Source organism: Sphingomonas antarctica (assembly GCF_965137005.1).
Classification (GTDB): domain Bacteria; phylum Pseudomonadota; class Alphaproteobacteria; order Sphingomonadales; family Sphingomonadaceae; genus Sphingomonas_O; species Sphingomonas_O antarctica.
In genome coordinates, this window is record NZ_CBCRXM010000006.1 from 25,705 (window position 1) to 44,070 (window position 18,366).

The 18,366-nt window shown below is 66.0% G+C and carries 19 protein-coding genes; 6 read left to right on the forward strand and 13 right to left on the reverse strand.

What is annotated here, in order from left to right:
• The first annotated feature begins 22 nt into the window (after positions 1-22).
• Positions 23-1,036: a polyprenyl synthetase family protein gene (locus ACM9ME_RS08125; RefSeq protein WP_415642958.1), complete on the forward strand. Its 1,014-nt coding sequence runs from the start codon at positions 23-25 to the stop codon at positions 1,034-1,036.
• Between the two features lie 146 nt (positions 1,037-1,182).
• On the opposite strand, the gene ACM9ME_RS08130 is transcribed toward ACM9ME_RS08125, so the two are convergent.
• Positions 1,183-2,109, reverse strand: a complete 927-nt coding sequence (locus tag ACM9ME_RS08130; RefSeq protein ID WP_415642959.1) for a cation diffusion facilitator family transporter — start codon at positions 2,107-2,109, stop codon at positions 1,183-1,185.
• Between the two features lie 48 nt (positions 2,110-2,157).
• Between ACM9ME_RS08130 and hrpB the strand changes: the two genes are divergently transcribed.
• Both hrpB and ACM9ME_RS08140 read left to right on the forward strand, forming a co-directional pair.
• On the forward strand, positions 2,158-4,557 hold the full coding sequence (gene hrpB / locus ACM9ME_RS08135) for an ATP-dependent helicase HrpB (RefSeq protein WP_415642960.1): 2,400 nt from the start codon (positions 2,158-2,160) through the stop codon (positions 4,555-4,557).
• 19 nt (positions 4,558-4,576) lie between these two features.
• Complete coding sequence (locus ACM9ME_RS08140; RefSeq protein ID WP_415642961.1) at positions 4,577-4,858, forward strand: ETC complex I subunit; 282 nt, start codon at positions 4,577-4,579, stop codon at positions 4,856-4,858.
• 3 nt (positions 4,859-4,861) lie between these two features.
• On the opposite strand, the gene msrB is transcribed toward ACM9ME_RS08140, so the two are convergent.
• From msrB to ACM9ME_RS08165, 5 genes are all read right to left on the reverse strand, one after another.
• On the reverse strand, positions 4,862-5,347 hold the full coding sequence (msrB, locus tag ACM9ME_RS08145) for a peptide-methionine (R)-S-oxide reductase MsrB (protein ID WP_415642962.1): 486 nt from the start codon (positions 5,345-5,347) through the stop codon (positions 4,862-4,864).
• Between the two features lie 50 nt (positions 5,348-5,397).
• Complete coding sequence (locus ACM9ME_RS08150) at positions 5,398-6,651, reverse strand: cytochrome P450 (RefSeq protein ID WP_415642963.1); 1,254 nt, start codon at positions 6,649-6,651, stop codon at positions 5,398-5,400.
• Between the two features lie 155 nt (positions 6,652-6,806).
• Positions 6,807-7,961, reverse strand: a complete 1,155-nt coding sequence (locus tag ACM9ME_RS08155) for an ABC transporter permease (RefSeq protein ID WP_415642964.1) — start codon at positions 7,959-7,961, stop codon at positions 6,807-6,809.
• On the reverse strand, positions 7,958-8,956 hold the full coding sequence (locus ACM9ME_RS08160; RefSeq protein ID WP_415642965.1) for an ABC transporter ATP-binding protein: 999 nt from the start codon (positions 8,954-8,956) through the stop codon (positions 7,958-7,960). The genes ACM9ME_RS08155 and ACM9ME_RS08160 overlap by 4 nt, the downstream gene beginning before the upstream one ends.
• Positions 8,957-9,094: 138 nt before the next feature.
• On the reverse strand, positions 9,095-9,448 hold the full coding sequence (locus ACM9ME_RS08165) for a hypothetical protein (protein ID WP_415642966.1): 354 nt from the start codon (positions 9,446-9,448) through the stop codon (positions 9,095-9,097).
• Between the two features lie 116 nt (positions 9,449-9,564).
• Here ACM9ME_RS08165 and ACM9ME_RS08170 point away from each other — a divergent pair, with 116 nt between their 5' ends.
• Positions 9,565-10,557, forward strand: a complete 993-nt coding sequence (locus ACM9ME_RS08170; RefSeq protein WP_415642967.1) for an adenosine kinase — start codon at positions 9,565-9,567, stop codon at positions 10,555-10,557.
• Between the two features lie 150 nt (positions 10,558-10,707).
• Here ACM9ME_RS08170 and ACM9ME_RS08175 read toward each other — a convergent pair whose 3' ends face one another.
• The 7 genes from ACM9ME_RS08175 to hisB all read right to left on the reverse strand — a co-directional run bounded on the left by ACM9ME_RS08175 (position 10,708) and on the right by hisB (position 16,047).
• Complete coding sequence (locus ACM9ME_RS08175; protein WP_415642968.1) at positions 10,708-12,225, reverse strand: amino acid permease; 1,518 nt, start codon at positions 12,223-12,225, stop codon at positions 10,708-10,710.
• A gap of 58 nt (positions 12,226-12,283) precedes the next feature.
• Complete coding sequence (locus ACM9ME_RS08180) at positions 12,284-12,661, reverse strand: histidine triad nucleotide-binding protein (protein WP_415642969.1); 378 nt, start codon at positions 12,659-12,661, stop codon at positions 12,284-12,286.
• Positions 12,661-12,960 carry a phosphoribosyl-ATP diphosphatase gene (locus ACM9ME_RS08185; protein ID WP_415642970.1) on the reverse strand — a complete coding sequence of 100 codons (300 nt, stop codon included), beginning with the start codon at positions 12,958-12,960 and terminating at the stop codon, positions 12,661-12,663. The genes ACM9ME_RS08180 and ACM9ME_RS08185 overlap by 1 nt, the downstream gene beginning before the upstream one ends.
• Before the next feature lie 146 nt (positions 12,961-13,106).
• A complete protein-coding gene (gene hisF, locus ACM9ME_RS08190) occupies positions 13,107-13,868 on the reverse strand; it encodes an imidazole glycerol phosphate synthase subunit HisF (RefSeq protein WP_415642971.1) in 762 nt (253 codons plus the stop codon).
• A gap of 133 nt (positions 13,869-14,001) precedes the next feature.
• Positions 14,002-14,736 (reverse strand): 1-(5-phosphoribosyl)-5-[(5-phosphoribosylamino)methylideneamino]imidazole-4-carboxamide isomerase, encoded by a 735-nt coding sequence (hisA, locus tag ACM9ME_RS08195; RefSeq protein ID WP_415642972.1) that lies wholly within the window; start codon positions 14,734-14,736, stop codon positions 14,002-14,004.
• Positions 14,724-15,335 (reverse strand): imidazole glycerol phosphate synthase subunit HisH, encoded by a 612-nt coding sequence (gene hisH, locus ACM9ME_RS08200; RefSeq protein WP_415642973.1) that lies wholly within the window; start codon positions 15,333-15,335, stop codon positions 14,724-14,726. Before hisH ends, hisA begins: the two co-directional genes overlap by 13 nt.
• A gap of 124 nt (positions 15,336-15,459) precedes the next feature.
• Positions 15,460-16,047 carry an imidazoleglycerol-phosphate dehydratase HisB gene (gene hisB / locus ACM9ME_RS08205; RefSeq protein WP_415642974.1) on the reverse strand — a complete coding sequence of 196 codons (588 nt, stop codon included), beginning with the start codon at positions 16,045-16,047 and terminating at the stop codon, positions 15,460-15,462.
• A 176-nt stretch (positions 16,048-16,223) separates the two neighbouring features.
• Between hisB and ACM9ME_RS08210 the strand changes: the two genes are divergently transcribed.
• Both ACM9ME_RS08210 and fumC read left to right on the forward strand, forming a co-directional pair.
• Positions 16,224-16,703 carry an SspB family protein gene (locus tag ACM9ME_RS08210; RefSeq protein WP_415642975.1) on the forward strand — a complete coding sequence of 160 codons (480 nt, stop codon included), beginning with the start codon at positions 16,224-16,226 and terminating at the stop codon, positions 16,701-16,703.
• 163 nt (positions 16,704-16,866) lie between these two features.
• Entirely contained in the window at positions 16,867-18,252 is a 1,386-nt protein-coding gene (fumC, locus tag ACM9ME_RS08215; protein WP_415642976.1) for a class II fumarate hydratase, read from the forward strand.
• Positions 18,253-18,366: the final 114 nt, after the last annotated feature.

Genomic DNA, 18,366 nt, shown 5'->3' on the forward strand with positions numbered 1-18,366 from the left:
GTTGGGAAAGCACTAGCCACACATGGTCGCCACCGTCCACAGCCTCAAGCCGCGCAAGGACCCATCGCTCGACGCGATGATCGCCCTCGCCAGCACGGACATGAACGCCGTCAACGCGGTGATCCTCGACCGCATGCAGTCGGACATCCCGCTGATCCCGATGCTCGCCGGCCATTTGATCGCGGGCGGCGGCAAGCGCTTGCGTCCGATGTTGACGTGTGCCTCGGCACGTCTGCTCGACTATCCCGGCACGCGCCATCACAAGCTCGCCGCGTCGGTCGAATTCATCCACACCGCCACGTTGCTTCACGACGATGTCGTCGACGGCAGTGACATGCGGCGCGGGTCGAAGACCGCCAACATCATCTGGGGCAATCCGGCCACCGTCCTCGTCGGCGACTTCCTGTTCAGCCGCAGCTTCGAACTGATGGTCGAGGATGGCAGTCTGAAGGTGCTGAAAATCCTGTCGAACGCCTCGGCGGTAATCGCGGAAGGCGAGGTCAACCAACTCACCGCCCAGCGACAGGTCGATATCGGCGAGGACCGCTATCTCGACATCATCGCGTCGAAGACCGCCGCTCTGTTCGCCGCCGCCTGCCGCATCGCCGCCGTCGTCGCCGAGCGCGACGAGCGTGCCGAAGACGCGCTCGACAGCTATGGCCGCAATCTGGGCATCGCGTTTCAACTGGTCGACGATGCCATTGATTACGCCTCGGACGCCGCCACGATGGGCAAGGGCCAAGGCGACGACTTCCGTGATGGCAAGGCCACGCTCCCCGTCATCCTCGCTCATGCCCGCGGATCCGATGCCGACCGTCAGTTCTGGAAAGACGCGATCGAGGGCCGCCGCGTGTCCGATGCGGACCTCGCCCACGCCACCCGTCTCGTCCGCGAGACCGGCGCGATCGAAGACACCTTCGCCCGCGCCCGCACCTACGGCCAGCGCGCGATCGACGCTCTGGGGGTTTTCCCGACCACGACGGCCAAACTGGCGATGATCGAAGCCGTCGAATTCGCCGTGGCGCGCGCTTACTGACTCGTACATCCCCAAAAAAGACCATGTCGCCCCTGCGCAGGCAGGGGCCCAGATGAACTCTCCACCTGCAACGACGCCTCAATTTGTGAGCTTATTTGGGCCCCTGCCTGCGCAGGGGCGACATGCTCACAGCAGAGTTGCCAACCTCACCCGCACCCATCCCCCGTATCCGCGCACTCGATCTGCAACGTCACATGCCCGATCCCGAACTGCTCCCGGATCGCCGTTGCCGCGCTCATCAAAAACGCATCGCTGCCGCCGCCCGGCACCACCAGATGCGCGGTCAGCACCGTCTCACTCGTGCTCACCCCCCAGATATGCAGGTCATGAACCGCCGCGACCCCGTCCATCTCACCCAGCGCGGTCTCGACTTCGTCGAAATCGACCCCGCGCGGTACACCGGCCAGCGCCATCGCCACGGTTTCCTTGAGCAGGCCCAAGGTCTGCCAGAAAATCAGGCCGACCACGACCAGGCTGACCACCGGATCGATCCACGTCTTGCCCGTCCACAGGATCAGCCCGCCCGCAATCACCACGCCGACCGATACCAGCGCGTCAGAAACCATGTGCAGATACGCGCCGCGCATGTTCAAATCATGCTTCTGCCCGCGCATGAACAGCAACGCACTGCCGACATTGACCACGATGCCGACGCCCGCGACCGCCATCACGACGCCGCCTTCGACAGGCAACGGCTGCGCCAGCCGCGCCAACGCCGCCCAGGCGATCGCCCCCAATGCCCCTATCAGCAGCAGCGCGTTGGCCAATGCGGCCAATATCGTCGAGCCGCGCAAACCATAAGTGAACCGCTTGGTCGGGGCGCGCTTGGCCAGCGTCGCGCCGCCCCATGCCAGCGCCAGCCCCAGCACGTCGGACAGATTATGTCCCGCATCGGCCACCAAAGCGAGCGAACCGGCAAACACGCCATACCCCGCTTCGATCGCGACGAAGAGCAGATTGAGCACGATGCCGATTGCAAACGCCCGCCCCGGATCGGCGGGCGGCGCGTGGCTGTGGCCATGCCCGTGCGCATGGCCATGGTCGTGCGAATGTCCGTGGTGATGCCCGCTCATGCACTCTGGCCTAGCAGGCGCGGCGCATGAGATACTAGGACGCTGAATATGTTGCCGATCGAAGCCGTCCTGCCCGACATCCGCGCCGCGCTGCACGGTGGCACGCGCGCGGTCCTCGTCGCCCCGCCGGGTGCGGGCAAGACGACCATGGTCGCACCCGCCTTGCTCGACGAAAACTGGTGCAGCGGTGAAATCCTGCTCCTCTCGCCCCGGCGTCTCGCCGCGCGCGCTGCCGCCGAACGCATGGCGCACCTCGCGGGTGAATCCGTTGGCAAGACTTTCGGATACGCCACCCGCATGGACGCCAAACGCAGCGCCGCGACGCGCGTCACCGTCCTCACCGAAGGCATTTTCCGCAACCGCATCCTCGCCGATCCCGAATTGCCGGAGATCAGCGCAGTATTGTTCGACGAAGTCCATGAACGCAGCCTCGACAGCGATTTCGGCCTCGCCTTGGCGCTCGAAGCCCAGGCCGCGTTCCGCCCCGATCTCCGCCTCATCGCCATGTCCGCCACGCTCGACGGCACGCGTTTCGCCGCGCTGATGGAGGCACCCGTCATCGAAAGCGAAGGCCGCGCCCACTCCCTCACCCTGCGCCATTTGGGCCGCAGCGCAGGCCGCATCGAGGACGACATGGCCGCTGCCATCCGCCAGGCCTTGCGCGAAGAACCCGGCGATCTCCTCGCCTTCCTGCCCGGCGTGTTGGAGATCAACCGCACCGCCGAACGCCTCACCGGCCTCGACGCGGACATCCTCCCGCTCCATGGTACCCTGAGTCCCCGCGAACAGCGCGCCGCGCTCGGCCCGGCCAGCCGCCGCAAGATCATCCTCGCCACCAGCATCGCCGAAACCAGCCTGACCATCGATGGCGTCCGCATCGTCGTGGACAGCGGTCTGGCCCGCCGCCCGCGCTACGATCGCGGCGCGGGCGTCACCCGCCTCGTCACCGAACGCGCCAGCCAGGCCAGCGTCACCCAGCGCGCCGGCCGCGCCGCGCGCCAATCGCCGGGCGTCGCCTATCGCCTGTGGGAAGAGGCCGCGACCGCCGGCCTCCCCCGCTTCGACCCGCCCGAAATATTGGAGGCCGATCTCTCCAGCCTGGTCCTCGATTGCGGCATCTGGGGCGAACCCGATCCGCGGGCGCTGCGCTGGCTCGACCCGCCCCCCGCCGCCGCCGTCGACGAAGCACGCCAACGCCTGACCACCCTCGATGCGATCGATGCCGAAGGCCGCCCCACCGCACATGGGGAGGCGATCGCCACACTCCCGCTGCCCCCGCGCCTCGCGCACATGCTTGTCCTCGCTGAAGACAAACCCCTCGCCGCCAAGATCGCCATGCTCCTCAGCGAACGCGGCCTCGGCGGCAACGACACCGACCTCGAAGACCGCCTGCGCCGCTGGAATAGCGACCGCGGCCAGCGGGCGGAGGCAGCGAGGCGAACTGCGGCAAGGTGGGCAACCCTGTCCACTCCAGCAGAGCGGGGCGACTCAGTGAAGCTGAGCAGGGGTGGGCTGGCCAACTGTCTCGCCCTCGCCTTCCCCGACCGCCTCTCCCGCCGCCGCAGCCCCTCTGGCGAAGACTGGCTCTCGACCGGCGGCCGCGGCTTCCGCCTCGACCCCACCTCCTCGCTCGCCAAGGCGGAATGGCTCGCCGTCGCCGAAGTCGCGGGCCAAGCCTCCGGCGCTCGCATTCTTAGCGCCGCGCAACTCGACGCCCGCGACATCGACACCCTCTTCGCCCACCGCATCGAAACCCGCCGCACGCTCGCTTTCGATCCCGCGACCGGCAGCGTCAGCGCCACCCGCGACCGCCGCCTCGGCGCAATCGTCCTCAAGCGCGGTGCGGACGAAGCCATCACCCAAGCCGAACGCGAAACCGCGATGCGCGCCGGCGTCCGCCAGCACGGCATCGCCGCGCTCCGCTTCAGCGACGGCGCCCAAACCCTCCGCGCCCGCGCGACCTATGCCGGGCTCGATCTCACCGACGCCGCGCTGATTGCCCGCCTCGACGACTGGCTTCCTGCCCTAGTTTCGGGACAGCGCCACCTCCCCGAAGTCAAAACCGACGCGCTGCTCGCCCTGCTCGATTGGCCCGAACGCCAGCAACTCGACACCCTCGCGCCGCGCCATTTCACATCTCCCGCCGGCACCACTCAAGCCATCGATTACGCAGCGGAAGGCGGCCCTCGCGTCGAACTGCGCGTGCAGGCGCTGTTCGGCCTCGACCGTCACCCGATGATCGGCGACACGGCGCTGATCCTCAGCCTGACATCACCCGCCGGTCGCCCGATCCAGACAACGCGCGACCTGCCCGCCTTCTGGCGCGGCAGCTGGGCCGATGTCGCGAAGGACATGCGCGGCCGTTACCCGCGCCATAACTGGCCCGACGACCCGACCGCCGCGCCCGCGAGCCTCAAGACCAAGAAGGCGCTTGGCAAAAGCACATAGCCTCGGGCAATGCACACCCATGGCTCACGCTCGCATTTACCAGCGCCCCAAATCCTCGATGCAGTCGGGCCGCGCCGGCACGCAAAACTGGGTCCTCGAATTCGAACCCGCCGAGGCCAAGAAGCCCGACCCGCTGACTGGCTGGGCTGGGTCAGGCGACACGCGGGAGCAGGTCCGGCTGAGCTTTGCAACGGTCGAAGAAGCGAAAGCCTATGCCGACAAAAACGGCATCACGACCACAGTGATCCCGGCGCCGGTCCAGACCCTGAAGCTACAAACCTATGCGGACAATTTCCGCTAGGCGTTAGGCCTTGCCAGGCGTAAATTTCAGCGCCGTTCCATCCATGCAATAACGCAGACCGGTCGGCTTGGGCCCGTCATCGAAGACGTGTCCGAGATGCCCGCCACAACGGCGGCAGTGAACCTCGTTGCGCACGAAGCCCAGCGTGGAATCCTTTCGCAGCCGCACCGCGTTGGGCAGCGGCTGCCAAAAGCTCGGCCAGCCGGTGCCGCTGTCGAATTTGGTTTTCGACGAATAGTTCGGGAGATTGCACCCCGCGCAGCTAAAAATGCCCGCGCGGTGTTCGTTGAGGAACGGGCTCTGAAACGGCACGTCGGTCGCTTCCTGGCGCAACGTCGCGAATTGCGCCGGGGTCAGTCGCTTTTTCCACTCGGCTTCGCTGAGATTGACCTCGAACTTTTCCGCCGGGGCCTTGGCGCCCGCACACGCGGCGACCCCGGCCGCCAATGCCAGTCCGCTCGTTCCCAAAAATGCGCGCCGTGTGACCAATTGTAATCTCCTTGGATACAGGGAGATACGCGCGGGAACGCCCGCTGGTTTCAGTACCGCTCCAGCATGACCTGCATATGTTTGTAGCCGTTCACGAAACACGCCGGCACGCGTTGCGGCTCGCCCAGCACGTTCACGCGCAAACGGCGCTTGGCCATTTCCTCGAGCAGCACATGCAATTGCAATTCGGCGACCCGCGCACCGACGCAGCGGTGGATGCCGTAGCCGAACGACAAATGCCGCCGCGCATTTTCACGATCGACCTTGATCGCGTCGCCATCGGGAAACACGCTCTCGTCGCGATTGGCGGAAACATACCACAGCGCCACCTTGTCGCCCTTCCGGATCAATTTGCCCTCGACCTCGGTGTCTTCCAGCGCCGTACGCCGCATATGCGCGAGCGGCGTCTGCCAGCGGATCAGTTCCTGCACCGCATTGGGGATCAGCCCCGGATCGGCCTCCAGCTTCGCGCGCTCGTCCGGATATTTGTCCAGACCATAAGCATAGGCGCTCATCGAATTGCGCGTCGTGTCGTTGCCGCCGACGATCAGCAGGATGAGGTTCCCCATGAACTCGCCTTCGTCCATGTGGCTCATCGCCTCGGATGCGAGCATCATCGAGATCAGGTCGTTGCCGCCCGGTGTCGCCGCCTTTTTCTGCCACAGCTCGCCGAACGCCGCGCCCATCTCGAACGCCTTGGCCAGCCGCGCCTGCCGCGCCTCGACAGTGTGAAAACTCTCCACATCGCCCAGCGCGTCGGACCATTCGGTCAATTTGTGCCGCGTCTCCCACGGGAAGTCGAACAGCTTGGCGAGCATGCCCGTGGTCAGTTCGATCGATACCTTGTCGACCCAGTCGAACGCCACGCCGATCGGCAGCGAATCGAGCACCGCGGCAGTGCGCTCGCGCACCTCGGCCTTCATCGCTTCGACCGGGCTGGGGCCGAAGGCGGGGGCAACCGTGCGGCGCTGCTGCGCGTGTTTGGGCGGGTCCATCGCGATGAACATCGGCATCCGCACTTCGGCTTCGAGCACCCCTTGCGAGTCGCCCGACACGGTGATGCCGCCATATTCCCAGGACGACGAGAATATTTTGGGCAACGCCTCGATATGCACGATCGGCTTGTAGGTGGTGACCGACCAGTACCGGCCGAACGCCGAATCCTCGGTCAAATGCACCGGGTCGTTTGCGCGCAGTTCGGCGAACATTTCGGGCCAGCGCCGCTCGGTCCACACTTCGGGCGGAGTGACGTCGAGCGGATCGCTGACGATGCGTTCAAATGCCGGTGCCAGTGCTGTTGCCATCTCGCCTCTCCAAGCGATGAAATCAGTTGCAGGTTGATACTAACTTACACGGATGTCAATGTGCGGGGACTCAAGGGACGACGTCGCGAGGGTGGGGTTTGGGACGGGTTGGTCGCCGGCAAAGATAGGCCCGGTGATTCCCTATTTTGGAAGCGCTATTTCGATTTCTGCGGTCCCGACTTGAGCACGCCGACGCGGAACCGCCGCGCGGCGAAGCGGACGATCACCGCGACCCAGATGCCCTGCCACACCAAGGCGAGCAGATGCGGCCACAATGCGCCGTCCTGCGCCGCGCGGGCGATCATCGTCAGCGGCGAGCTGAGCGGAAATACGCTCGAGATCAGCACCACCGGCCGCGCCAGATCGCCGACGGCGGTCGAGGCCAGCGCGAACAGCGCGAGTTGCGCCATCGTCGCGGGCATCGACAGCGTTTGAACCTCGCGCACGCTCGACGCCTGCGCGCCCAGCCCGAGGAACACCCCGCCGAGAATGAGGTAGTTCATCACGTAATAGAGCGCGCCGAGGAGGATGAAGACCGGCCAACCGACCGCGGGCAACGGCAGACTCCCGCCCGGCGGCAACAGCATCGCCGCGCCCGCGGCCAGCACGCTGCCCCATACGACGATGCCGGTGAGCGACACGCCGAGCATCGCGATCAATTTGCCCCAGAAGATCGCATCGACCGGCACGGCGCTCGCCAGCACTTCGATGACCTTGTTCGATTTCTCCTCGACAAGGTTGGACAGCAGCATCCCGGCAAGGAGGATCGTCAGCATGAACAGCAAGGTCTGCGCGGCGCGCGCCATCAAATGCCGCCCCTCGCCACCGCCATCCGCCGCGCTGGGCGGTGGGGCGATGCGCGCCTCGACCAACGTCTGCGTCGCCCCGCCGCCTTCGCCGCGCGCCAGCAGATTGGCGAGCCCGCGCGTCGCGTCGAGCGCGCCGGCACTGCCGATCAGTTGCGGGCGATACGGCCAGCCGTCGAGCACCGCGCTGCGTTCCCCCGCCAGCTTTTCCGGGCCGGTGGTCGGGGGATGGACAATCATCTCCGGCAGCGCGCCATTGGCGACCGCCCCCTCGATCCGGGTGTAGCGCTCGGTCAGCCGCGTCGCATCATAGCCCTTGGCCAGCACGATCAATTGCGGGCGGAGCGCGGCCTTGTCCGACGAATCCGCGACGCGTCCGATGGTCGCGCCAAAGCCCAGCGCCAGCAGCGGCCCGAGCAGGAACAGCACGAAGCTGCGCGACACCACCGTGGCGCGGAAATCACGCCGGGCAATCACCCAGGCCTGTTTGAGCAACCGGGTCATCTGGCCAACCCTTCTGCGGCCAAACCACCAGCTTCGGTCGCAACCATGCTCAGCAGCGACGGATCCTTTTGATCTGGGCCCCGCTGATCGTCGCCCTTCAGCCAGTGACCCGCAATCGCGATAAACGCATCATGCAAACCGGGGCGTTCGATCGACAGGCTGTCGATGCCCGCGCCGCCCTCGACCAACCCCTTCAACAGCGTCTCGACGCCGCTCTCCGGCAGTTCGAACCGCCAGTCGCGGCCTTGAGGTGCGATCCCGACGGGAATCGAGCCGCGCCACGCGCCATCCAGCTCACGCGTCCGCAGCCGCACGATCGGACGCAGCTTGGCCCGCGCATCATCGACCGCGCCTTCGAAACGGACTTTGCCGCCCGCGATAATCGCAATCCGCTCGCACAGCCGTTCGGCATGGGCGATGACGTGCGTCGAAAACAGCACCGTCGTCCCCTGTGCCGCCGCGCCGCGGATCGTCGCCTCGAGCTTTTCCTGATTGAGCGCGTCGAGCCCCGAAAACGGCTCGTCCAGCACCAGCAATTTGGGATTGTGGATCAGTGTGCCGAGCAATTGCGCGGTCTGCGCCATGCCTTTCGACAGCGTCCGCACCGGGCGTCGCGCGACGTGCGCCAGACCGTGTTCGGCGAGCAGCCGGTCGGCGCGACGGCGGCCTTCGGCCAGCGGCAATCCGCGCAAATTGCCAAGGAATGCAATCGCCTCACGCACCGGCATCGACGGGTACAGCCCGCGCTCCTCGGGCAGATAGCCGATCTGGCTGGCGGCTTCGAGCGGCTTGCCGTGTCCGAGCACGCACCGCGTCCCCGCATCGGGATCGATGATCCCCAACAACATCCTGAGCGTCGTCGTCTTGCCCGCGCCGTTGGGGCCGAGCACGCCGTAAATCGCCCCCGTCGGCACGCGCAGATCGACGCCATCGACGGCGCGTGTCTCGCCGAAGTTCTTGATGAGGCCGGTGGCTTCGACGGCGTAGTCAGTCACAAGAATATCCCTTTGCCCTGAGGAGCCACCGAGCCTGTCGAAGTGGCCTCTCGAAGGGCCGCGAGGGGTGCTTCGAGACGGGTCTTCGACAAGCTCAGCCCCTCCTCAGCACAAACGGTAAAGGAATGACTAGCCTGCTCACTTCTTCGCCGCCCTCAGCGCGGCGACGCAGCTCGCCCGGTCGATGTCTCGTCCGTCGGGCTGGCGCGCATCGAGATAGGTCACTTTTGCCGCGCCGCCGGTTTCGGGCGGGTAGAGATAGGCGTCGAGGACGCAGATGCCGCTGCGGAATTGCAGCCGCCGCGCGCTGGCCTCGCGGCTGTCGAGCGCGGGTTTGCCGAATTCGGCGATCAGGGTTTCGGCGGGTTGCCCCAGCACCGCTTGCAATCCCGTCGCGCGGATCGGGGCGCTGACCAAGGGCATCGAGACAGGCCGGGCGGTCGCGGTGCAACCGGCGAGGCATAGCAGCGTCATCGGGAGTAGAATGCGCACAAATCACCGTTTGGCTGAGCTTGTCGAAGCCCTGCCCTTCCCCTTTGCCCCGCTCAAAGTAAAGAACGGCGCTTCGACAAGGTCAGCGCGAATGGTGCTGATGTCCGGGAGTTTGCATGTCCAAAAAATACGCCGTCGTCGCGATCGGCAACGCCATCGTCGACGTCATCGCCAGCGCGACCGACGCGTTCATCACCGCCGAGGCGCTGCGCAAGGGCGACATGACGCTGATCGACGCCGCGCGCGCCACCGAGTTGTACGACCGCATGGGGCCGGGCCGCGAAGTGTCGGGCGGGTCCGCCGCCAACACCATCGCCGGCATGGCCGCGCTCGATTGCCAATGCGGGTTCATCGGCCAGGTCGCCGACGACCAATTGGGCGAAGTGTTCGCGCATGACATCCGCGCGCTGGGCGTGAATTTCACGACGCCGCCGATGACCGGCGCCGATCCCACCGCGCGCTGCCTGATCCTCGTCACGCCCGACGGCCAGCGCACGATGAACACGTTTCTCGGCGCGGCGCAGTTTCTGCCCGAAGCCGCGCTCGACGCCGCGTTGATCGGCGATGGCGCCATGCTCTATCTCGAAGGCTATTTGTGGAACGCCCCGGCATCGCGCGCGGCAATGCGCCGGGCGATCGAGATCGCGCGCCAGGCCGGTGCCCGCGTCGCGCTGACGCTGTCGGCGATTTTCGTCGTCGAAAGCCACAAGGACGAATTCTTCGCGCTTTGCGACGACGGATCGATCGACCTGATCTTCACCAACAACGAAGAAGTCACGGCGATGACCGGCGTGGCCGACCCGTATGAGGCCGCCGCGGCGCTGGCCAAGCGCGTGCCCGAACTGGTCTGCACCCATGGTTCGGCGGGGGCCGAAGCCTATCTGAACGGTGAGCATGCGCGTGTCGGCGCCGAGCCGGTCGAGAAGGTGGTCGACACCACCGGCGCGGGCGATTTGTTCGCCGCCGGCTATCTCGCCGGCCGTTCGCAGGGCCGCAGCCTGGAGCAATCGCTGACGATGGGCGCGGTGTGCGCCGCCGAAGTCATCTCGCACTTCGGCCCGCGGCCGGAAGCGGATTTGAAGGCACTGGTCGCCGCGCGGCTGAACTAACCGGTCCCCTCCCACCGGGAGGGGCGACTCAGCGACGCTGAGCGGGGGTGGGTATGGCGCGGGAGTAAATCCCGCGCCGTCGGCCGTTGCTGCGCACGCCGTCCGGGCTTGTGCGAGGTCGGAATAGCTTTCGCTATTTCCGTGCCCGCCCTACGCCGCGCCGGGACCCGGATGGATTTCGGCATCGCCTTCGTGATGCTCGGATAGCCCGCGGCCGACATGGCTGCGGTTCCGGCTGTAGAGGAAATACACCACCAGCCCGAGCAAGGCCCAGGCCACGAACAATTCGATCGTGAACAGCGACAGGCTGAAGAACAGATAGACGCAGCCGATGATCGACAGCGGCGCGATGATCATGATCAGCGGCGTGCGGAACGGACGCACCCGCGCCGGATCGGTCCGGCGCAGCACCATCACCGCGATCGACACGGCGGCGAAGGCGAACAACGTGCCCGAGTTGGACACATCGGCCAGCAACCCGACCGGGAAGAACGCCGCGAACAACGCCACGAAAATACCCGTCAGGATGGTGATCACATGCGGCGTGTGGAACCGCGGGTGGATCCGCGAGAAGAATTCGGGCAGCAACCCGTCGCGGCTCATCACGAAGAAAATGCGGGTCTGACCGAACATCATCATCAGGATGACCGATGGCAGCGCAATGATCGCCGCCGCTCCGACCAGCCAGCCGACGAACGGATAGCCGATCGACTTGAGCGTCCAGGCCAGCGCCTCCTTCGAACAGACGACGGCCTGTTCCTGGATCGCGGTGCATGCCTGCGCCAATGCGGGCGTGCCGGGCGACAGGACTTCGTGGTTGGGACCGAACACCGGCTGCGCGCCGACCGTGCCGATCACGCCCGACGCGACCAGCATGTAGAAGATGGTGCAGACCGCGAGGCTGCCGATCAGGCCGATCGGCATGTTGCGCTGCGGATTCTTGGTCTCCTCGGCCGCGGTCGAAACCGCGTCGAAGCCGACATAGGCAAAGAAGATCGACGCCGCGGCGCCAGAAATGCCGGCAAAGCCGAGCGGCGCGAAGGGCGTGAACTGCCCCGTCTTGATCACCGGGATGGTCAGGATGACGAACATGGTCAGCGCAATGATCTTGACCCCGACCAGCACCGCATTGACCGTGGCGCTTTCCTTGGTGCCCTTGACCAGCAGCGCCGTGACCGCCGTCGCGACCGCCATTGCCGGCAGGTTGATGATCCCGCCGTCGAACGGCCCGCGCACCCACTCGAGCGGTATCGACAAGTGGAAACTGGTGTTCAGCCAACCGATGAAATAGCCCGACCAGCCGACCGAAACCGCGCCCGCGGCGATCGCATATTCGAGGATCAGCGCCCAGCCGACCATCCACGCGACCAGCTCACCCATCACCGCATAGCTGTAGGTGTAAGCGGAGCCCGACACCGGCACCATCGCGGCCATTTCGGCATAGCACAGCGCCGCGACCGCGCAGACCAGCCCGGCGATGACGAAGCTCAGCATCATGCCCGGCCCGGCCTTTTGCGCGGCCTCTGCGGTCAGCACGAAAATACCCGTGCCGATGACGGCGCCGATGCCCAGCATCGTCAGTTGAAACGCGCCGAGCGACCGGTGCAGCGACTTTTTCTCTGCCGTCGCGAGAATCGCGTCGAGCGACTTGATGCGGCCGAAAATCATGAAATTCCCCTAATCTTATGGGGCGGAACCTAATGGCTTTCCCCCCTCGCGCAAGCGGTTAACGCGACAGCATCGGTCCCAGCCTGGCACCGCCGAACAGGTGGACGTGGAGGTGCGGCACTTCCTGCCCCCCGTCATGCCCGTGATTGGCGAGCAGGCGATAGCCCGGCGCGTCCAGCCCCTCCTGCCGCGCCACCGCCCCGACCGCGCGGACAAAGCCGGCGATTTCGGCGTCGGGTGCCTTGGCCGCGAAATCGTCCCAGCTGACATAGGCACCCTTGGGGATCACCAGGATGTGCACCGGCGCGGCGGGCGCGATGTCGTGAAACGCCAGCGCGAATTCGTCTTCGTAGACCGTGCGGTTGGGGATTTCCCCGCGCAGGATTTTGGCGAAGATGTTCTGGTCGTCATAGGGCAGGGTCGGGTCGATCGGCATCAGCGGCTGGCCTTTTCATCCAATCCCGAAACGCCTTCGCGGCGCGTCAGTTCGGCGGCGACCTCGCTCAGCGGCACGTCCTTGATCGCCAGCAAGGCGACGAGGTGAAACAGCACGTCCGCCGCTTCCTTGACGACGACCGAGCGGTCCTGCGCCAGCGATGCGACGACCAGTTCGACCGCCTCCTCGCCCAATTTACGCGCGGCAAAGGCCGGGTCGGCGGCGAGTTTCGCGGTATAGGACGTCGCCGGATCGGCGGTCATCCGCTGGCGGATCGTGGCTTCGAGGCGGTCGAGCATATGTGCTGGCCTAGCTCAAACCCGCTTCAACACAAGCTGTCACCCCTGCGCAGGCAGGGGTCCAGATGAACTCTCAAGTTGAAACGAAGCCGCGCGTGGATGATCTGTCTGGGCCCCTGCCTGCGCAGGGGCGACAAATTGAGGGATCACCCGCCCCGCGCGGAGATACCCGCCGCGCGTAACGCCGCGTGGGCTTCACCGATGGTGGCCTCGCCAAAATGGAAGATCGAGGCGGCGAGGACGGCGCTCGCATGACCATGAGTGACGCCTTCGACGAGGTGCTGCAGGCCGCCGACGCCGCCGGACGCAACGACGGGGACACTGACCGCATCGGCGATGGCGCGCGTGAGTTCGAGATCGTAACCATCCCTGGTCCCGTCGCGATCCATACTGGTGACCAGCAGCTCACCCGCGCCCAGTTCCGCCAGCCGCAGCGCATGTTCGACCGCGTCGATCCCCGTCGCGCGCCGCCCGCCATGGGTGAAGACTTCCCAGTGGCCTTCAACGCGGCGGGCATCGACCGAGGCGACGACACACTGGCTGCCGAAGCGGTCGGCAATCTCGGCGACGATTTCGGGCCGCGCCACCGCCGCCGAATTGACCGCGACCTTGTCCGCGCCCGCCAGCAACAGCGCGCGCGCATCGTCCGCGCTGCGCACCCCGCCGCCGACGGTCAGCGGCATGAAGCAGACTTCCGCCGTCCGGCGCACCACATCCAAGATGGTCTCGCGCCCCTCATGGCTCGCGCCGATATCGAGGAAGCAGAGTTCGTCGGCCCCCGCCGCGTCATAGGCCCGCGCCGCCTCGACCGGATCGCCCGCATCGCGCAGGTCGACGAAATTGACACCCTTCACCACGCGGCCGTTCGCGACGTCGAGACAGGGGATGACGCGGATGCGGACGGTCATGCGCCCCGCCCTTCGAGACGCGCCTTCGACAAGCTCAGTCGCTCCTCAGGGCAAACGGAAATTATACGGGCCGTTCGTGCTGAGGAGGGACTGAGCGAAGGCGCAGCCGAAGTCGAAGGCCCGTCTCGAAGCATCACCCCTTCGCCACCGCAATCGCCGTCGCCAGATCGAGCCGCCCGTCATACAGCGCCCGCCCGGTAATGACGCCTTCGATCCCGTCCTTGGCATGGATCGCCAACATGCGGATATCGCCCACGCCCGCCACGCCGCCACTCGCAATCACCGGCAAATTAGTACCCCGCGCCAGGTCGACCGTCGCCTGGACATTGACGCCCTTGAGCATCCCGTCGCGCCCGACATCGGTGAACAGCAACGCCGCCACCCCCGCATCCTCGAACCGCGCGGCCATGTCCGCGACCGCGACGTCGGATACCTCGGCCCAGCCATGCGTCGCCACCATCCCGTCGCGCGCATCGACGCCGACCACGATCCGGTTGGGAAATGCTTTTGCCGCCACGCGGACGAAATCGGGGTCGGTCAGCGCCGCGGTGCCGATCACCACGCGCGCCACGCCGCGATCGAACCAGCGCTGCACCGCCGCCATGTCGCGCACCCCGCCGCCGACCTGCACGAAGCCGGGGAAGGCCGCGACGATACTCTCCACCGCCGTGCCGTTGACGCTGCTGCCGGCAAACGCGCCGTCGAGATCGACGACGTGCAGATGCGTCGCGCCCGCGTCCGCAAAGGCCACCGCCTGTGCCGCGGGATCGTCGCCGTACACCGTCGCGCGCGCCATATCGCCCTCGGCCAGGCGCACGACCTGCCCGCCCTTGAGATCGATCGCGGGGAAGACGATCAAGGCCGCCACGCCATGAACCGCTGCAGCGTCAACAGGCCATAAGCCTGCGACTTTTCCGGGTGGAATTGCACCCCGACGATATTGTCGCGCCCCACCGCGGCGACGATCGGCCCGCCATGATCGGTTAGTGCATGAACCTGTTCGGGCAACTCCGCCGCAAAATGATAGCCGTGGAGGAAATAGGCCTCGCCCGCCCCGACCACCGGATGCACGCCATCGGTCCGCACCGCGTTCCAGCCCATGTGTGGCACCTTCAGCCCCGGCGCGGGCGCGATCGCATCGACGCTGCCGGGGATCCAGCCGAGCCCCGGCGTCACTTTATGCTCGCGCCCCTCGCCCGCGAGCAATTGCATCCCGACGCAAATGCCGAGGAATGGCGCGCTGCGTTCGAGGACGGCGCGTTCCATCGCTTTGATCATGCCGGGGATGGCCGACAGCGCCCCCATGCAGTGCGCGAACGCCCCGACGCCGGGCAGGACGATGCGGTCGGCATTCGCCACGACTTCGGGATCGGCGGTCACGACCGGCTCCATGCCGATGGCGCGAAACGCGTTGGCGACGGATTGGAGATTTCCCGCGCCGTAGTCGATCAGGACTAGTGAACTCACAGGTCCTACCCTGTCGCCCCTGCGCAGGCAGGGGTCCAGATGCGCGCTCCACCTGCGGCGAACCATCCATTTGTGCGTTCATCTAGGCCCCTGCCTGCGCAGGGGCGACAGCTTACCGAGAGGATCACAACACACCCTTGGTCGACGGGATCACCCCCGCCTTGCGCGGATCGATCTCGACCGCCTCGCGCAGCGCGCGCGCCAGCCCCTTGAACGCGGCTTCCGCGATGTGGTGATTGTTGCTGCCGTACAGCGTCTCGATGTGAAGTGTGATGCCTGCGGTCTGCGCGAACGAATGGAAGAAATGCTCGAACATTTCGGTGTCCATCTCGCCCAGCCGCTTCTGCGAGAATTCGGTCTTCCACACCAGAAACGGCCGCCCCGAAATGTCGAGCGCGACGCGCGTGAGCGTCTCGTCCATTGGCGACAGCGCATCGGCGTAACGGCGGATGCCGCGTTTGTCGCCCAGCGCCTGCGCCACCGCCTCGCCGATCGCGAGCCCGGTGTCCTCGACCGTGTGATGCTGGTCGATATGCAGATCGCCCTTGGTCTCGACCTCAAGGTCGATCAGCGAGTGCCGCGACAATTGTTCGAGCATGTGATCGAAGAACCCGATCCCGGTGGAAACATTATACTCCCCCGTGCCGTCGAGGTTCACAGCGACCTTGATCGCCGTTTCGGATGTGTCGCGCTGAACCGAGCCTGTTCGCATGGCCGCCCGCCTAAGCGAGAAGAGTAGAAGGGACCACCCCTAACCCCTCCACGAAGGCGTGGAGGAGAACTTTTCCCCTCCGGATTTCCGGGAGGGGCGACTCGCGCCCACTTCGGGCGCGGCAGGGGTGGGCAAACCCGCTTGACCCCGCCCGCCGCCCCTCTAGGTTCGCAGCCGTGACCGAAGAAACGCCCGACAGCCTGATTCCCTATGACGAAATCGTGCAGGAGGCGCTGCGCGCCGTCGTCGGCCGCGTTCTCGCGCCGATCGAGCATGAAGGGTCGCTGCCCGGCAACCATCACTTCTACATCACCTTCAAGACGCAGGCGGCGGGGGTCAGCATCCCCAAGCATTTGATCGCGCGATTCCCCGACGAAATGACCATCGTGCTCCAGAACAAGTTCTGGGATTTGAAGGTGCATGACGACGCGTTCGAGGTCGGGCTGACGTTCAATGCCGTTCCCGCCAAGCTGTTCATCCCCTTTGCGGCGATCAGCGGATTCTTCGACCCCGCCGTCAATTTCGCGCTGCAATTCGCGGTGCAGGGCGACGGCGAACCGACCGAGCACGACGCCGCCGAAAATGACGGCCCGATCGCGGAGCCGGTCGAGGATGGCTCGAACGTCGTGGCGGTGGATTTCAAGCGGAAAAGGTAATCCTCGCCTTGAGGCGAGGTGGCAGGCGCGCTAGCGCCTGACGGAGTGGTGCGAACGACAGCGTGCGACAGCACGCTTCGACGCTTCCGCGTCGATTTTTTGCACCACTCCGGCGCTTCGCGCCACCTCGCCTGAAGGCGAGGATTTGGGGAGACAATGGAACGTGACGAATACCCGCGCAGAAACCGATTCCTTCGGCCCCATCGATGTCGATGCCTTGGCCTATTGGGGCGCGCAGACCCAGCGCTCGATCGAGAATTTTCCGTTCGGCGAACGCGAACGCATGCCGCTCGGCATCGTCCATGCGCAAGCCATCGTGAAGCAGGCGGCGGCGCGCGTGAACGCTAAGCATGGCCTGAAATCCGAAATCGTCGACGCGATCGAAGCCGCCGCGACCGAGATCGTGGCGGGCAAGCTCGACGATCAATTCCCGCTGGTCATCTGGCAGACCGGGTCGGGCACCCAGACCAACATGAACGTCAACGAGGTCATCGCCGGCCGCGCCAATGAAATGCTGACGGGCACGCGTGGCGGCAAATCGCCGGTGCACCCCAATGACCACGTCAATATGAGCCAGTCGTCGAACGACAGTTTCCCGACGGCGCTGCACGTCGCCGCCGTGCTGGCGACCGAGAAGACATTGCTTCCCGCGCTCGACCGCCTGACCTCGGCGCTCACCGCCAAGGCCGAAAGCTGGGCGCACATCGTCAAGATCGGCCGCACGCATACGCAGGACGCGACGCCGCTGACGCTGGGTCAGGAATTCGGCGGTTATGCCGCGCAATTGATCAGCGCCAAGCACCGCATCACCGGCGCGATGGAGGGCAATCTCCGCAAGCTCGCCATCGGCGGCACCGCGGTTGGCACCGGCCTCAACGCCCCCGCCGACTGGGCCGAGGACATGAGCGCGGCGATCACCGACATCGCCGGCAGCCAGTTCACGCCCGCCCCCAACAAGTTCGAACAACTCGCCGCCAAGGACGGGCTCGTCTTCTTCCACGGCGCGCTCAACACGCTGGCGGTGTCGCTGACCAAGATCGCCAACGACATCCGCTTTTTGGGTTCGGGTCCGCGTTCGGGCCTCGGCGAATTGTCGCTGCCTGAAAACGAGCCCGGCAGTTCGATCATGCCCGGCAAGGTCAACCCGACGCAGTGCGAAAGCCTGACGATGGTCGCGGCGCAGGTCATCGGCAATAACGGCGCGGTGACCGTCGGCGGGATGCAGGGGCATTTCGAACTCAACGTGTTCATGCCGCTGATCGGCGCGAACGTGCTGCGGTCGATCCATATCCTCTCGACCGGCATGGTCAGCTTCGCCGAACGCTGCGTCGACGGCATCGTCGCCAATGAAAAGCAGATCGCGGATCTGGTCGACCGCTCGCTGATGCTCGTCACCGCGCTGGCGCCCGAGATCGGTTACGATAACGCCGCCAAGATCGCCAAGACCGCGCACCACAACGGCACCACGCTGCGCGAGGAGGCCAAGGCGTTGGGCCTGGTCGACGAAGCGACCTTCGACCGCGTCGTCCGCCCGGAAAAGATGGTGTAACTCCAATCGGGAAATCACCGTCGCCCCAGACCTCATCCGGGGTCCATTTGCCCTCTGTTTCGATCAGAGGACCAATGGACCCTGACTTCCGTCAGGGTGACGGCTCTCGTTTGC